Annotated in this window: 12 protein-coding genes; 11 read left to right on the forward strand and 1 reads right to left on the reverse strand. The window is 38.2% G+C overall.

Features of this window, described 5'->3' with window-relative positions; all coding sequences use genetic code 11:
- Positions 1 to 31 precede the first annotated feature (31 nt).
- On the reverse strand, positions 32 to 1,231 hold the full coding sequence (locus LQV63_RS14840; protein WP_233697300.1) for a hypothetical protein: 1,200 nt from the start codon (positions 1,229 to 1,231) through the stop codon (positions 32 to 34).
- A 241-nt stretch (positions 1,232 to 1,472) separates the two neighbouring features.
- Here LQV63_RS14840 and LQV63_RS14845 point away from each other — a divergent pair, with 241 nt between their 5' ends.
- The 11 genes from LQV63_RS14845 (at position 1,473) to LQV63_RS14895 (ending at position 14,385) form a co-directional block, all read left to right on the forward strand.
- Entirely contained in the window at positions 1,473 to 1,667 is a 195-nt protein-coding gene (locus LQV63_RS14845) for a thiazolylpeptide-type bacteriocin (protein WP_083858884.1), read from the forward strand.
- A gap of 292 nt (positions 1,668 to 1,959) precedes the next feature.
- Positions 1,960 to 3,006 carry a hypothetical protein gene (locus tag LQV63_RS14850; protein WP_019422296.1) on the forward strand — a complete coding sequence of 349 codons (1,047 nt, stop codon included), beginning with the start codon at positions 1,960 to 1,962 and terminating at the stop codon, positions 3,004 to 3,006.
- Between the two features lie 37 nt (positions 3,007 to 3,043).
- Positions 3,044 to 5,632: a hypothetical protein gene (locus LQV63_RS14855; RefSeq protein WP_019422295.1), complete on the forward strand. Its 2,589-nt coding sequence runs from the start codon at positions 3,044 to 3,046 to the stop codon at positions 5,630 to 5,632.
- Positions 5,607 to 7,220, forward strand: a complete 1,614-nt coding sequence (locus tag LQV63_RS14860; RefSeq protein ID WP_233697301.1) for a hypothetical protein — start codon at positions 5,607 to 5,609, stop codon at positions 7,218 to 7,220. The genes LQV63_RS14855 and LQV63_RS14860 overlap by 26 nt, the downstream gene beginning before the upstream one ends.
- A complete protein-coding gene (locus tag LQV63_RS14865) occupies positions 7,217 to 8,947 on the forward strand; it encodes a YcaO-like family protein (protein ID WP_233697302.1) in 1,731 nt (576 codons plus the stop codon). Before LQV63_RS14860 ends, LQV63_RS14865 begins: the two co-directional genes overlap by 4 nt.
- Positions 8,948 to 8,974: 27 nt before the next feature.
- On the forward strand, positions 8,975 to 10,282 hold the full coding sequence (locus LQV63_RS14870; protein ID WP_233697303.1) for a hypothetical protein: 1,308 nt from the start codon (positions 8,975 to 8,977) through the stop codon (positions 10,280 to 10,282).
- Between the two features lie 20 nt (positions 10,283 to 10,302).
- Positions 10,303 to 11,124, forward strand: a complete 822-nt coding sequence (locus tag LQV63_RS14875) for a lantibiotic dehydratase C-terminal domain-containing protein (RefSeq protein WP_019422291.1) — start codon at positions 10,303 to 10,305, stop codon at positions 11,122 to 11,124.
- Complete coding sequence (locus LQV63_RS14880; RefSeq protein WP_083858883.1) at positions 11,124 to 11,846, forward strand: SagB/ThcOx family dehydrogenase; 723 nt, start codon at positions 11,124 to 11,126, stop codon at positions 11,844 to 11,846. The genes LQV63_RS14875 and LQV63_RS14880 overlap by 1 nt, the downstream gene beginning before the upstream one ends.
- 127 nt (positions 11,847 to 11,973) lie before the next feature.
- On the forward strand, positions 11,974 to 12,699 hold the full coding sequence (locus LQV63_RS14885) for a hypothetical protein (RefSeq protein ID WP_157259608.1): 726 nt from the start codon (positions 11,974 to 11,976) through the stop codon (positions 12,697 to 12,699).
- Between the two features lie 29 nt (positions 12,700 to 12,728).
- Positions 12,729 to 13,625: an ABC transporter ATP-binding protein gene (locus LQV63_RS14890; protein ID WP_019422288.1), complete on the forward strand. Its 897-nt coding sequence runs from the start codon at positions 12,729 to 12,731 to the stop codon at positions 13,623 to 13,625.
- Entirely contained in the window at positions 13,618 to 14,385 is a 768-nt protein-coding gene (locus LQV63_RS14895; protein WP_233697305.1) for an ABC transporter permease, read from the forward strand. Before LQV63_RS14890 ends, LQV63_RS14895 begins: the two co-directional genes overlap by 8 nt.
- The last annotated feature ends 113 nt before the right edge of the window (positions 14,386 to 14,498 follow it).

The raw sequence follows: 14,498 nt of genomic DNA on the forward strand, positions 1-14,498 counted from the left end.
CCCCTTCCTGTTTCGTAAAATAATGAGAAGCTTAATCATTCACAATGCTTCTAAATTTGTTGAGAATGGCAGGGAAACGAGTAGAGTATTTTGCTTTCAGCTCTTCTGAATCTATTTTTTCTTTCAGATCGAATTCCAAAAAATGAAGAAACGTATCATTAACCTCATACATTTTGTTTGTCAACACATGATACGCATATTTTTTCCCATCATTTATAATCCCCAGGAACTTCAAGCTTTTGTGTCTATCGATGGTCTGAGCTACTTGATGCACGGAGTACGGAGTGATAAATGTCGATGTGTTTCCTTGCAGGTGAGCCGAGATGTTGAGAACAAGAGGAAAAATATCGTATAAAGGGTTTGCTTTTCTAGTTGATATGTAACTTAACCTGTTTAACAACGACATGAAGCTGCTGTTCAATTGCTCGGTTATGCAGCATGTCTTTCTATAATCTTTATAGATCCCGTCACTGAAATAAAAAAGACGATTGTTTCTATCTATATGAAGAGTGTGCGCATAATCAATAATTCCTTGTATTTTTGATGGATTATCAATGGTTCCATCAGATTTGAATGTATCTATCATTTCCTGCAATTCATGCTCAGGGAGGTATAAGGAAGTCGGCAGCAGCTTATTTTGCGTGATCTTATCATAATCCACATAAATGCAAGGAAATTGTGGAGACTCCAGAGGCGTTGGATCGTTAATAAGTACGGCGCTGTTGATAGCCGCAAATTTGTATATTTCGACATGAATCTCATTCAATAGATTCATGCTATCAACATATATATGTTTGATTAAGCTATTCCCTATAGAAAAAGGGTATGCTCCTGTAACCAAAAAGCGAAGTCCGTTTTTTAATTGGATGCCTGATAAATCATATTCATTTCCCGTAGCGGAAGACAACTCACCTTCAAGATTCATTGCCACTCTGGAAATGATGTCCTTATCCCCAACCATACAGTTGAATTTTGTGTCGCATAAATGAAAGCTTATGTCGTAATGCAAGTTCATAAACATGACGAATCTTTTTACTCTGGCCCCGTCAGAAATAAACACATAATCACTGACATCATGAAATTGTAAATAATCATAGAAGTCGTTGCTGGAATGGGTATGAAAATCGAGGTCGTCATTAAAAAAATTGTCGGAGCTTGTAATAGATGCCGGCAGCTCTTGCTTGGAAAAAACACCGAGCTTGTTTTCCAGTACAACAGATATTCCAATCATGCCATGTTACCCCCTTATTACCATTTTACCGTTACGTTTTTGGTAAATACTTACTATCCATTCATATATTATTTTAGTTAATATCAAGAAAAAAAGATAGAGGAGATTGCAATAGACTAAGGATTAAGCAGGAAGGGATGTTCTGTCCGAATTTAAATTCAATTAAAAATTTAGAATATTTTAGTTGAATTATTGTTCCTCCGATGTAATAATAAGGAGAATAAAAAGGAGGTGTTTCTATATGAGTACTGTAAGCACTAGTGTCAAAAATGAACAACAATTACTGGATGAGCTCTTTTCCAACGTAGAAGATTTAGAATTTATCGAAATCAACGAAGCAACGGCTTTGCCCGAAACAGCTGCTACTAGTGGCTCCGCGTTCAGCAGTGGCTGTTCGACTTGCGGTTCCAGTTCGACATGTTCCTCCTCGACATAATTCAGCATAACTCAACAGAGTCTTAACATAATTCTACACACAAGGTAATCGGTACAGACGAACTCATCATTATCAGGATGCCCGGTGCGGCATAATAGAGACTGTACCTATGCTTAGTAGGTGCAGTCCCTATTTTATTCATTTGTTGGGTCAGTCTGTCAATCCATTGCTCCGTTGCCCCTATCATTAATTACTCTGCAGTATTCATTACTCTCACATCCAGATGCGTTGTTCACGACTATACACTCCAACAAAAGCGCTTACAAAACTATAATTTTTAGGAGATTGTAATATGCCAATCAGTATCTACAATTATCAAAACAGCAAGATACCTTTGATGTTAGAACTAGCGGAATCCTATTTGGAGAGACATTATGCTGGAGAGTATTATTTGGATAACGACTGGGAGAACGGCCCTAATACAATCATTATATTCAAAGACCCGAATTTGGAGGCTTCGATCCTTGAGAGCATAAAAGCAATCGTGGCCGCTTATAAGGAAAAGCATCCAGTATCCAAAGAAGAAGTACATAAAAAAGCTGAAAAGTATGCAAGAAATCAGCACACTCTCAAACAGCTGGAATTGAGAGATATGGAAGGGCATGCACAAACTATGCGTGCCGACGGAACGGTAGAACTTAGAAGCAGAAAAAATAATGCGTTCAATTCCCAATACCATCAAGACATGTTTGATCATTACAGAACACGTCTGAATAGTCTATATTTGGATATGATGCGAATTTATATCGGACTGGATACATTTCATCAAACTCATATGTTCCTTTATATGTATCATTATTTAACCTCTCTTTATGAAGATGGGTCCAAGAGAGGATATTTATCTTTTTTGTCGCATGTCGAGGGTTTTTTCTCGCGGCTCCGCTTGGAAGGCCACAACATCGACATGAAGAGTGAATTCGAAAGACGAAGAACCGGTATTTTAAAGGACAACAAGATTATACTGCATGACGAACTGGCAGATGCCATGGACCAATGGCAACAAACGTGGGGACTCATAGCTGCCGAAATGAACAGTCAATTTCGAATCGAAAATTACCAAGATGAGAGCATGCTTGGTTTAAATGAGCAATATGAGTTATTGCTTGAAAATATTTCGCCTTTGGATAATTCCTTTCACAGTGAACTGGTGCGCAACAAGGAGCTGAAATCCTTCATTTTATCAAAAAAAATGCTTGTGTTCAGGGATATTATCAATTTGTTTTACTTGTCGCTCCCTATCTTCGAACAAAGTATGGTCAAAAAACAATTCTATGCATACTGCACCGTTAAGTTCATCGAAGAGAATCACAAAGAAGATTTGCTCTTTGTGCTCGATTAATTGCGAATAGATGCTTTTTATGGGGGGAGGGGCAATATTGAATATAAACCCGCTTATTCTCGTACGGGAGAATAGCTTAGAAAAGAAATCGATTGATTTATCGATGGATAATCCTATTTACATGCAAATAATAAGCAGCAGATTAGAGCTGGCCGAATTAAAAGATGGAGTCGTAAAAGAATTGGATCTTTTTTATAAAGCAGAAAAAGACATACGAATTTTAGACATCAAACGACATATATGCAAGGATAAAATACATAAGATTAACTTGGATACCGATCAGTTTCACGGCAACGAGACCGATCCGCTTTATTTATTGCTCAGCGAATATGCAAGCAAGTACAAGGAATTAGAACAGCTGGAACACGAAGCGGAAAATAGATATAACGCGCAATTGAAAACGTTCAGGCAGTCCATGATTGAACTGCTTGTGGACAAGGAAGACATACTAAGCGGATTATTAATGATTAATCCCGACATTTATTATAAACTGAACGCCTACATCAATACTCCTCTAGACCTGCACAAGAACAAAACCCGCAAAGTGGAGTCGACACTCTATAAATTTATAAGCAGAGCGATGCTGAAAACGAGCCCTTTTCTTTCGATAACCAATGTAGGAAGGGCAAAGATGCAAGCCAACCCCGCGGACAGAACAGCGCATCATGAGAACTATACCAAACATGTATCATTAAACTACACTTTATTATATCGATTGGCTTTTTATTTTTTCATACAATCCAATCGGTTTATAAAAACGATAGACTTTTATCTTCCCCCCTATTCAATACGGCAAGATGAGGGGGCGTGTTATATCAGTTTTTTGTCGAGAAAAGACTTGCCAGAAAATAACAAGTTGTATTTGCCTTCAGAAAACTTGGGCGAATTGAAAATACCCGCCAATTTGGCGAACTTATTTGAGAGCAAGGATATGGATAATAACTTGGGCTTCGAAGATTTTATGGCCGCATTTGACCATAGAATAAGCGAAGAGAATATGTATCAAATTATAAGGAAATATATCAGTATCGGATTGCTGATTCCGGCAGTTGGTTTTAATGAAGGAAGCAGCGAGTTACTGCTGCTTGATATCCAACAGACAGCGCAAAAATACTTGAATGGCGATGATTTCGAAAAATTAAACCGATTTTTGGCGGACTTAACCGAAATATCAAAAAAAATATCCTTACATAATAAATACGAAGCCAAACATATCATTCATCAAGAGTTGGCAGCTCTTCTCTTCGAACTGGAACAAGAAACAGGCATTAAGTTTCCGGCGAATTCCGTATTTTATGAAGACGGAATCATGGACAAGGTGCAATTCATCCATACAGAGAATGTAGAACAGTCATATATGGATTTTAAAAAGCTGCAGGCCTTTTCTCTCATTTTTGATGCCAGTATTCGATTGCAGTACGAAATGGGCACAAAGCTGTATGAACACGCGAACGGACAAGAAATGGAAATTGACAGCGATTTCTTTTCGATACTTTTTGCGGTATCGAAGGAAATGATACCTTACTGGGAAGATATTACTTACACCCGGCCAGACATAGAGACGGAAGAAATCCGAATATTGGATCATTTGAAAACGAGCTTTATCCAAGAGTTCCGATCGTTATGTCTAAGCTGTGAACAGGCAATCAATATCAAAGCTCTCATCGATAAATACATCCGGCAAATCCCGGAAAGAATTATTAAGCATGCCGACATTACAAGCAGTTATTTTGTTCAGTTCAACGAAGACAACATTATCGTCAACGCTGTTTATGATGGGCATGAAAAGTTCAAAGCGCGCTTCATGAACTACTTCACTCCGTATTTGTTGCATGATGATGCGTATACGGCATTCAGCGCAAATTATTATGACAGCCAAAATTATTATGAGTTCACGGAAAGCTTCGGGTTTAACGGGAACGTAAAAAATATCAAGCTAAAAAAAGAGTGCTGCACCGTCGGAATCGGCACAAAAAGGTTTTTGCAGGATGCAGAGAAGCCGCTTACGCATGTTGAAGATTTTAAAATCAAAATAAAAAAAGAAAATAAGAGGTTTCGGCTTATTGACAAGGATAAACAAACGGTAAAAGTATGCTTTAGAGGCTCTCTGGTCCCCACCTCTATGCCTGGATATATTTCCGTCCTGCTTCAATTATTTTCTTCAGGAAGCATGTTATTTAAGTTCTCCGATTTATTGGAACGGGATGTGATGCCTAGAATAACATACGGAAATATTGTGTTGAACCGGCATCGAATCAAGCTCAGCAGTATAAGCGAAGAGCTTAAGCGGAGAGAAGGGGAAAATAATTATCATTATTACCGCCGAGTCAACATGTACTTCCTTGAAAATAATCTTAAACAGAAGTTTTTTATTATCGCAAAGAGAGACTTTCTATTGAATGATCCCTACCTCCGGGATTTCAAGCCGCTTTATATCGACATCTCCAATCCTATTGCCCTAAGAATATTGGAGAAGGAGATGATAAGCAAAAGCGAAACGGAAATATTTCATAACTTCTATATCGAAGAATACTTAAGTAATGAAGGGGATTATGCCAAAGAGTATGATATTGAAATATATAAGAAAGAAGGAGAGGGAATTGGAGAACAGCTTGCAAATCTTTAATAGGCAAAATACGATGCTGTATCGGGAACAAGAGAAGACATTTATGAAAAGCCACTTTAAAGAGTTGGAAGTTAAAATGACGGATGCAACGCATCAAGTCTTGATTGAATTATTAAGCGCCTCTAAAGAAGGGATCCCTTTAAAAACGTTAGAACACATCATTCAACACAGCGATTTCATGAAAATGGTGAAATTATTGTATGAGGCAGGCTCTATCTTTTTATATCCCGGCTCAATCCCTATAGACAAAGTCGCTTCTTCGGGTTGGTTTCATATACTGACGCAATATTTGCCCCCTGACAAGAAGCTGTCCGATTATATAGATCGAGTCAACCGAATCACAGTATGGATAGATGACGCCGTGAACAAGCTATTTCCCAGATTGCGTTCATTATTGCAGGAAAGCGGTATCAGTGTCTCACTCTCTCATGAACTTCCTTATACCCCAATGGTTAATGACTGGGTCATTACGATGAACAGGGAGGAAGTTGCAGGCAGGAACAATACGATTGTTGTCTCGGTTCATGACCATGCAGTGTCCGGATTCAAATATAGCAAAGAAGTCTTGATTCCCGAAAGTACAGGCAAGCCAGACTTGATAAACAAAAACAGTCTTTTATATAAAACGGCTCCCCTATACTTATTCATATATATTGCGAAGACGGTATTCGGGTTGTCGAAACATACGTTTACCCTGAACAAAGAGGGGCGCTTTTTTGAACAAGATCTTGCGCCAAACCATCTCTATGATACAGTCCCTCATCTGAATGTCCAAACGATAAATGAAGCCAAGGACAAGCTGGATGATATCAATGGGTTTGAAACGTTCATTGCCAAAAATATATTGCCTTTAAAAATATCAGGACATCTGGATGCATATTCAGATTTGGTTCAGGTAGGGTTCACAACATATGGGATACAGCATAAGGAAAGCGAGTACGGTTATGTATATGCGGGAACGGATTATCCTCTGACGGCATTCACAGCTATTAAAAGAGGGCTTAGACATCACTTTCATACACAGGTATCAAAAGATTGGCTCGTGACGGATGCGGAAAATTATTATTATGACAAGGTTTTATATTTATTGAATCATTTTGATGAACCTTTCCATATTATCGAGTTAGATCGAAATAAATTGGATACTTCATCATTAACTGTTATTTATGGAAAGAGATTGAATATAGAATATAACGTATTTTTAAAAGTCCACCATCTATCTTCTGCAGCCATTGTTTATTTATATATGCCAAGCGAGAACCGTTATTACACGGATGGCAACAAAACAAGTGAAATCAAAGAAAAAATAGACGAAATTTTTATAAATTATGTCGTTAAGCAATGTAATCCGGAAGCTGATTTTTCCGGCATGCTGCATGTCCTTGAATCCATTGAACTCGAAGCAGAGCCGCCGCGATATGATCGGCCTGGCTTCATACATCATGATAGGCAGCGATTTATAGAAAAATCATTGGGCTTATTTAAAAAGTATAATATTAGATATGAGGAAAGAGCTTGGAGATACGAGGAGGAGTTAAAGGACGCTAACTTGCTTGTCAGAAAAATTATGGTTGGTGAATATTCATGATCAAGGAAAGGAAACGAATTACAATTGAACGGATCCAGCATTATATCGTTATCGCAAGCGAAAGTCATGCTCATGGATGTATCCATTGCATCAAAAGCCGCATGATTGATAATCAATTCTTAAGCCCGAAGCGGATAGAAACCTCCTTCATCGCTGTTAATAAGCTGGATTACAGTATGGTGGCGGAACTGAAAAATCAATTTTCCGAACTACATCCAGATGTTTATTTTACATATAATTTATTTACGAAGGAAATAAGGAAAAGCCTAATGTTGAAATATCCGCAGTGTGAGCAGTGCGGAGAGACGGAAACGGTTCAAAAGCTAGAAGAATGCAAAATTGAATCTGCAAGCATTCCTATCGGTTCTGATTACCGGGAAAAGCATTTCAACGAAATCGTAACAGGGCTGAAGCAAAATGCGGCCTCTCTCATCCACCCGGAAACGGGTTGGTTCAAAAATCATTATCGTTCCGTAACGGACAGCATGCCTTTAATTGCGCTGGACGGATATTTGAGCAAAGTCAATTATGATTCATATGGAAGAAATTACACATACAAACAAGCGTATTACACGGCAGTGCTGGAAGGATTGGAACGGCATCAAGGAGTTGCCCCCTCTACCTATGCCCCTTGCCGTGCGAGCGAGAACACCCTGCTGGAAGAAAACAAATCATTCATATCGCTTGACAGATACATCCATTTCGAAAGCAATCAGTATAACAATCCGGAATTTCGCTTTGACAAGTACGAACAGGACGATTCCATTCTGTGGAGATATGTTTATTCCTTTACACAGGACAGATATATGCTGGCTCCTGAACAAATCATCTATTTCTCAAACCATCATTTTTATAAAGAAAATATGGAGAAGCGTTATCTTCCGGACAGTTCTAACGGTATCGCATTAGGCTCCAATATTGATGAAGCCTCTATATATGGTCTGTTTGAACTTATTGAGCGAGATGCCTTTATGGTTTATTGGTTTTCACGTTCGACCCCGACGAAGCTGGAGAATATAGAACGTGTCAATCATACGGCCATTCAACTGATTTTAGCTTATCTGGACTTTATCGGATATGATGTGCATCTATATGATATTACGTTGGAAAGCAAGGTTCCTACATACTGGGTTCTGCTCGAACTAAGAGATAAAACAAATACGGACAAAATGGCATTTTACACTGCTGCAGGCGCAAATATTGATCCATTGAAAGCGATAGAATCTGCTTTAATAGAAGCTTCCACCTCAATAAAGGCTTTTTTGGTATTTAGGGAAAGAAGATATAAAAATAAAGATGTGGACGCGATGATTACGAATTTTAACAACGTCAAATTTTTAGAGGATCATTTATTTTTATATTCTTCTTCCAAGATGGAATACGCCCTGTCCTTTGCTTTGCATAGCTCTATAAAGATCGATGCCGCCGCATCGATATCCAAACATGATTTCTACAGCCAAGCAACGACCCAAAGGGAATTGTTACATCAGATTATCGCCTGTATGAAGCCTTATCATGATGAAATTTTACAAGCTAACTTGACAAGCGAACCGTTAAAGCGGCTAGGTTTTAATTGCGTCAAAATATCAGTTCCAACCATGCAAAATATTAGTTTTGGTTACGAACAACAAAATGTGAATAAAAGCAGAATAAAACAAGGCGTCAAAATCAATCAATTGGATGGCGATCCGGACCAAATTAATCCACATCCGCATCCTTTTCCATGAAAGTTGGGACCTAATGAGATGATTAAGATGGAAATCGAATATTATAAAAAGTACTCGAGCGACCGCTATAAAAACACGGAAACAAATTATTTGACCATTTTGACGCCTTTTCAAAAGGAATATGTAAAGAAGGCGAATCATCATGCAGCCGCTCTTTTGCGAAGCAACCCGCTTATCGATTCTATCATCAATAATACAGTAAGAATTCGCAGATATGATATATTGAGCAGATATCAAGATCACAATAATTCTCCCTCCGTAAGGAGTATGCATTCGTGCAATATTGTATTCATATATAACGGGAATGCGTATTTATATAGCATATATGAAGATGAGCTGCTATGGATTGGCGGGGATATTGCATGTCGGCAGCAGGCTCGGAATAAAGTTTTTATTGTTGGCTTGAACGATGTTTTGAACCTGTCCCGATTTTATAGTGAATTTTGTTTGTATATTTCCAACTTGGATGCCGGCCATGTGCTATATAATATCAAACATGTTCTGGGTCATTTGTCCGTCGATTATTATCAATATTCGCATATCAATGGCAAACCGATTATGGATAAACTCTCGCTTGATCGCAGCAGTTATTATATCTCTTTTATGCTGGAGTTAGATGCGCCTGTTGTTCTTGACGATGAGCAGATGCCGGCCGATGCGGGCATAAGTTTTGATGTGCGATTGCAAAAAAAATTTGATGAGCTGGCGCCGACCACATATGTAAAACCTTTGTTAAAAGAGTATGCGAATGAAAGCATCTCCGAGAAAAAATATATGGATCACAAGGAGATTGAATTTTTACCGCTCAGCGAGAAAGTCAGACGGAACTCAGCCCATACAATGGTTGGAAATTTCAACTTGGACGAAAGCTTCATCCATTTCCAAATCGAAGATGCCATGAAATTACTGAAGCAATCAGAAAAAATATTGAGTTCCCCTTTTGTTGAGTACTGTTTTTTGGCAAGAGAGAATGAGAATGTTTTGAGATTATACAGCATCACTGGAGAAACCTCCATTATTGAAGGTGACTTTTCAACCCTTATGTTTGATGATCATAGATTTTTTGATTTGAAAACATATAAGGTGGTGTTCATCTGCTATTCCAAGACAGCTTCCATTTATGAAACTGGGCTGCGCAATCTGCTTATAACATGTGGAGAAATCATGCAAATAACGGCCCTCTATGCTTCCAGTGCGGGCTATTCCTTCAGACCCATGAAAAATCATAATGACCACTATATAAAACGCATATTGTCACTACATGATGAATATGAAGTGAACTACATCGGGGTGTTATGTAACTCTCCTGTTACTCAGATTAGTTTTGATATCTAAATGTTAAAGGTTGTGAACGTATGTGGCACTCACTGCATGGATTTATCCACGACTTTAACTCGTTGGATAAGTACATGTCCAGTACCTTCAATGATTTTTTACAAAAAAACAATGCTTACATGAAACATTTTTTTTATATAAGATACTGGCTGGGCGGGCCTCATATTCGATTGCGCTTTACTTGTTATCGTGAGGAGGATTATGCGGCCGTCAAAGACCATTTTCAACAGTCCATCACCGAATTCATCGCCGGAAATGACATTTCGCTTATTGACTACGATTCTTTTTATAAGGATTCCATGCTGCAAAATGAAAATATTGAGCATACCTATTGGTGCGAACATGGGTCAGTGCAAGAAATAGCCTATATACCTGAATATGATAGATATGGCGGGGAAGCGCATATCGCTCGGTCTGAGCGCATCTTTATGGAGAGCAGCAAACTTGCTTGTTCCATTAATACATTGGATTATCGAAAAAGAATTGTTGTCGGGCTTGACTTGATATATTTGACTTTCAAGTTATTCGACTATTCAGCAGAGGCATACAAGCATTACTCCGAAATATGGGCGGGCTATACTGCGGAATCAAACATCATTCATCTCTATCATCCCGTTTTCACTAAAAGATTGGCCCATTTATCGACTTATGATTTTTCGCATAAGACGATATATGATGACTATTTCCTCACATTGAAAGAGAATATATACGACCAGGGGGATTTTGCATTAATCGCTTCACATATACATATGACCAATAACCGATTGGGCATCCATCCTGAATTCGAATACATGATGTCGGATTTCATCTATCACGATAGTGCTGGATCCATTCCGGTATAATGGAGGGGATTACCATTGCAAAGGAATATTTATGGGACTTAGAAAATGACAGAAGTTTATTGAGGAGATTTTATCACAAAAATTCGAATAGTACGAAAGAATTCAGTTCGGTCAATTTGAAAAACTTGAGAAGCACGAAATCATGGGAAATTAAACCTGGAATTACCCTCCCCTCTTTTACGGCAGAAAGCGAATTTGAACAATTATTGAGAAAAAGGAGGACACGAAGGTTTCAGAGTAAAAATACCATTGATATCGTATTTATAGCGAAGTTATTGCAATTTTGTGCCGGAATAACGGATCATAACCATAACCTGTTTAGTTACCCTTCACCAGGAGCTTTATATCCCTGCACATTATTTATCTCCATGAATACCTCACAGCACGATTACGTCTATCGATATAATCCTTACATGCACACCTTAGAAGAATATGCATTGGACCAAGCAAAAAGTATAAACAACGTTATTTTAGACGAAGAATTAAAAAAGTTTCCGTTAAAACTGTATTTCTCCAGCGATTATCAGCTGTTGGAAGAAAAGTACGGTGAATTGTCTTATCGCTTGTTATGTCAAGAAATCGGCCACATCGCGCAAAATATATCGCTCTATTGCGAACATAAAAACTTCAACTCGGTTTGTATTGGCGGCTTCGTAGAAAGTGTGTTCCAATCCGTCGTGGATGATAAATACGATTTGCATTATGTGATGGTAGTGGGGTAATCGCATGTATTTCATACTCAAAACGGTTTATGATATCGAGTTCACTGACAGGCTGACTTTTACACATCTGATCAGTGACAACCACATTTTTATTGATATCCATCAAAACTTGAATGTGGCTGAGCTCATGAAGCTGTTGAAAAATGGCATTCCTATTGCTCAGCGCATGGATACCATCGAAGAAAAGATTGCTGTGAATATTTTCAAAAATACGAAACATGCATTTGAAGTCGTGCACGACAGGAGCGGCCTGCACAAAGTCATCAATATACGCTCGGTACTGCATACAGCCCTGCACTCTGGAGTAACGAAAGAATCGCTAACATCATATATCGATCATTTTGATTCGCCGGACATCGTATGGATCGATAATTCAGACCATGCCATGCTGGATTTCTTCCATGCGGAGGGAATTACAAACATTCAGAGAATAACGGTGCAGGATTTGAATGCTGAACCAGTTTGTGATGCCGGGAAAATTATATTGCTGGATGATCAGTTCGCAAATGAAATCTCCTTTCAAAGGAACCATATCTATGTATTGTACTCCTTGGATAAACTGCAAGCAGGTCCTATCTTGATTCCCGAGGTATCGGCATGTGTGGATTGCTACCTGAAAATCCGCACTGAGCCCGATGCCGCTAGTGCTCATTATTGGCCTGCGTATTACCGGACATTTATTTACAATCTTTTGGTAAATACGATTTACTATTTGAAAAACGATTTGTTTAAAGGTCTCTATAATGATGTTGGCTTACCTATAAAGAAGTATTTCACATTGGCACACCCTCATTTACACATGGAAGTCACCAATGTCTATAAAGATATGACTTGTGGAACATGCATGAAGTAAACTGAGCACGGATAAGGAGGAGAACAACATTGATTACTGTTAAATCGGTAAGTAAAAAATACGGAGACAAATTGGCTTTGGATCATATCAATTTACATGTGAATGAGGGGGAAATATATGCGATACTAGGTCACAATGGCGCAGGTAAGACGACCCTAATTAAATGCATAATGGATTTAATCCAATATGAAGGTGACATTGCATATTCATTTGACCGGGCTAATTTGTATCACCATATCAGTTTGCAAATGCAAACGTCTGTGTTTGAAGAAGGCGTAAGAGTCATGGATATTTGCAAATTATACAAAGACATACTGAATAGCAAAGTAAACATTAAGGAATTGTTGCAGCACTTCGATCTTGAGGAGCATAGCAAGTCCGAAGTAAATAAGCTGTCCGGAGGTCAGAAACAGAAGCTGTCCATATTATTGACGTTGATCAATGAGCCCAAAGTTATTATCTTCGATGAGCTGACCACGGGTTTGGATGTGATGTCAAGAAGGAAAACATGGAATTTATTGAAAGACATAAACAAAGAAAAAGGAATAACACTCATTTTGACGAGTCACTTCTTGGATGAAGTCGAATATCTCGCCGATAAAGTCATTATTTTAGAAAGAGGAAAAGAGTCGGTATCCGGAAGTGTGGATGAGATTATTGAAAATTGCTTTGGAGACAGGAAGAAAATAAGTTTTAGTTATAAGAGTTCCGCCGAAGAAAAGGAAGACTTCACCTTCTCGTATCAGATAGATGAGAATGGGAAATACATCGTAGAGTACGATGCACAAGATGAATCAAAGATTTTTAATGAGATTTCGCAAAAAGGCGGGTACGATATCAATATGAACCGTTTCTCCTTTGAAGATGCTTTTCTGAAGATTCTTGGGTATAAGATGACAGAGAAAGGGGAAATAAAAGATGCGTAAATTATATATATTCTCCAAATTCCAAACCAACCTGCTTCTAAGAAATTTCAAAACAACGATTGTTGGCTTTTTATTGCCCGTTATCATGTTCTTCATATTTAGCAATATGCTGGCAGAATTGGAAGTCCCGAATACAGGAAGAACCATAGTGGATTACTTAATCCCCGCATTTATACCCATTATCATCATTAATGCAGTCATTGTCATCTATGGACAATATTATATTTTATATAAAGAACAAGGAAATTTGTTGAAGTACAAATTACTCGGCTTGAATACATTCAGCACTTCATTTGGTATCTTTTTAGCAACTCTCATTTTTCAAATCATCGCTACCTTGTTTTTAGTCATATTCGGTGTCGCGACAAAAGGAGTGACGGTTCCTTACGAAAACGTCCTTTCTGTTATTTTTATGGTGCTCTTAATTAACCTATATCAGTTTGCCATTGTTGTTTTTACTACTTCGGTTATTCAAAAAAGCACGACTTATCAATCGATATCCCTCATTATATTTTACATCCAAATATTTTTAGGGGGTTTAACGTTTCCTCCTGAAATGTTCCCCGGTTTCATAAGGGAGATCGTATATATTTTTAATCCAATCATATACGGCTTGGTCGCAATGAGGGGGATATGGACGGAAGGGTTAAGTATTTTGAATTACTCGCAGGAAGTTATGATTTTATCACTCGTAACAATAGGTTTGATTGCAATCGGAATATTTATTTCAAAGAAACGCGAAAAAACACAATATCAATGAAGTTGAGCAATGACAGATGGCAAGGGGAAAGATCCGGAATCCGGCTCTCCCCTTGTCTTTTTGATTAGATGTCTCCCAGCTCCCTCACGGCAACAACCGCTCAATTGCACGAT

It is taken from the genome of Paenibacillus profundus, assembly GCF_021369635.1.
Taxonomy (GTDB): domain Bacteria; phylum Bacillota; class Bacilli; order Paenibacillales; family Paenibacillaceae; genus Paenibacillus_B; species Paenibacillus_B profundus.

What these genes read in the sequence shown, in the direction of transcription:
- LQV63_RS14880 (WP_083858883.1), top strand. Translation starts at nt 11,124, where the DNA reads ATGGAGGGGATTACCATTGCAAAGGAATATTTATGGGACTTAGAAAAT.
- LQV63_RS14875 (WP_019422291.1), top strand. Translation starts at nt 10,303, where the DNA reads ATGTGGCACTCACTGCATGGATTTATCCACGACTTTAACTCGTTGGAT.
- LQV63_RS14865 (WP_233697302.1), top strand. Translation starts at nt 7,217, where the DNA reads ATGATCAAGGAAAGGAAACGAATTACAATTGAACGGATCCAGCATTAT.
- LQV63_RS14895 (WP_233697305.1), top strand. Translation starts at nt 13,618, where the DNA reads ATGCGTAAATTATATATATTCTCCAAATTCCAAACCAACCTGCTTCTA.
- LQV63_RS14840 (WP_233697300.1), bottom strand. Translation starts at nt 1,231, where the DNA reads ATGATTGGAATATCTGTTGTACTGGAAAACAAGCTCGGTGTTTTTTCC.
- LQV63_RS14885 (WP_157259608.1), top strand. Translation starts at nt 11,974, where the DNA reads ATGAAGCTGTTGAAAAATGGCATTCCTATTGCTCAGCGCATGGATACC.
- LQV63_RS14870 (WP_233697303.1), top strand. Translation starts at nt 8,975, where the DNA reads ATGGAAATCGAATATTATAAAAAGTACTCGAGCGACCGCTATAAAAAC.
- LQV63_RS14850 (WP_019422296.1), top strand. Translation starts at nt 1,960, where the DNA reads ATGCCAATCAGTATCTACAATTATCAAAACAGCAAGATACCTTTGATG.
- LQV63_RS14845 (WP_083858884.1), top strand. Translation starts at nt 1,473, where the DNA reads ATGAGTACTGTAAGCACTAGTGTCAAAAATGAACAACAATTACTGGAT.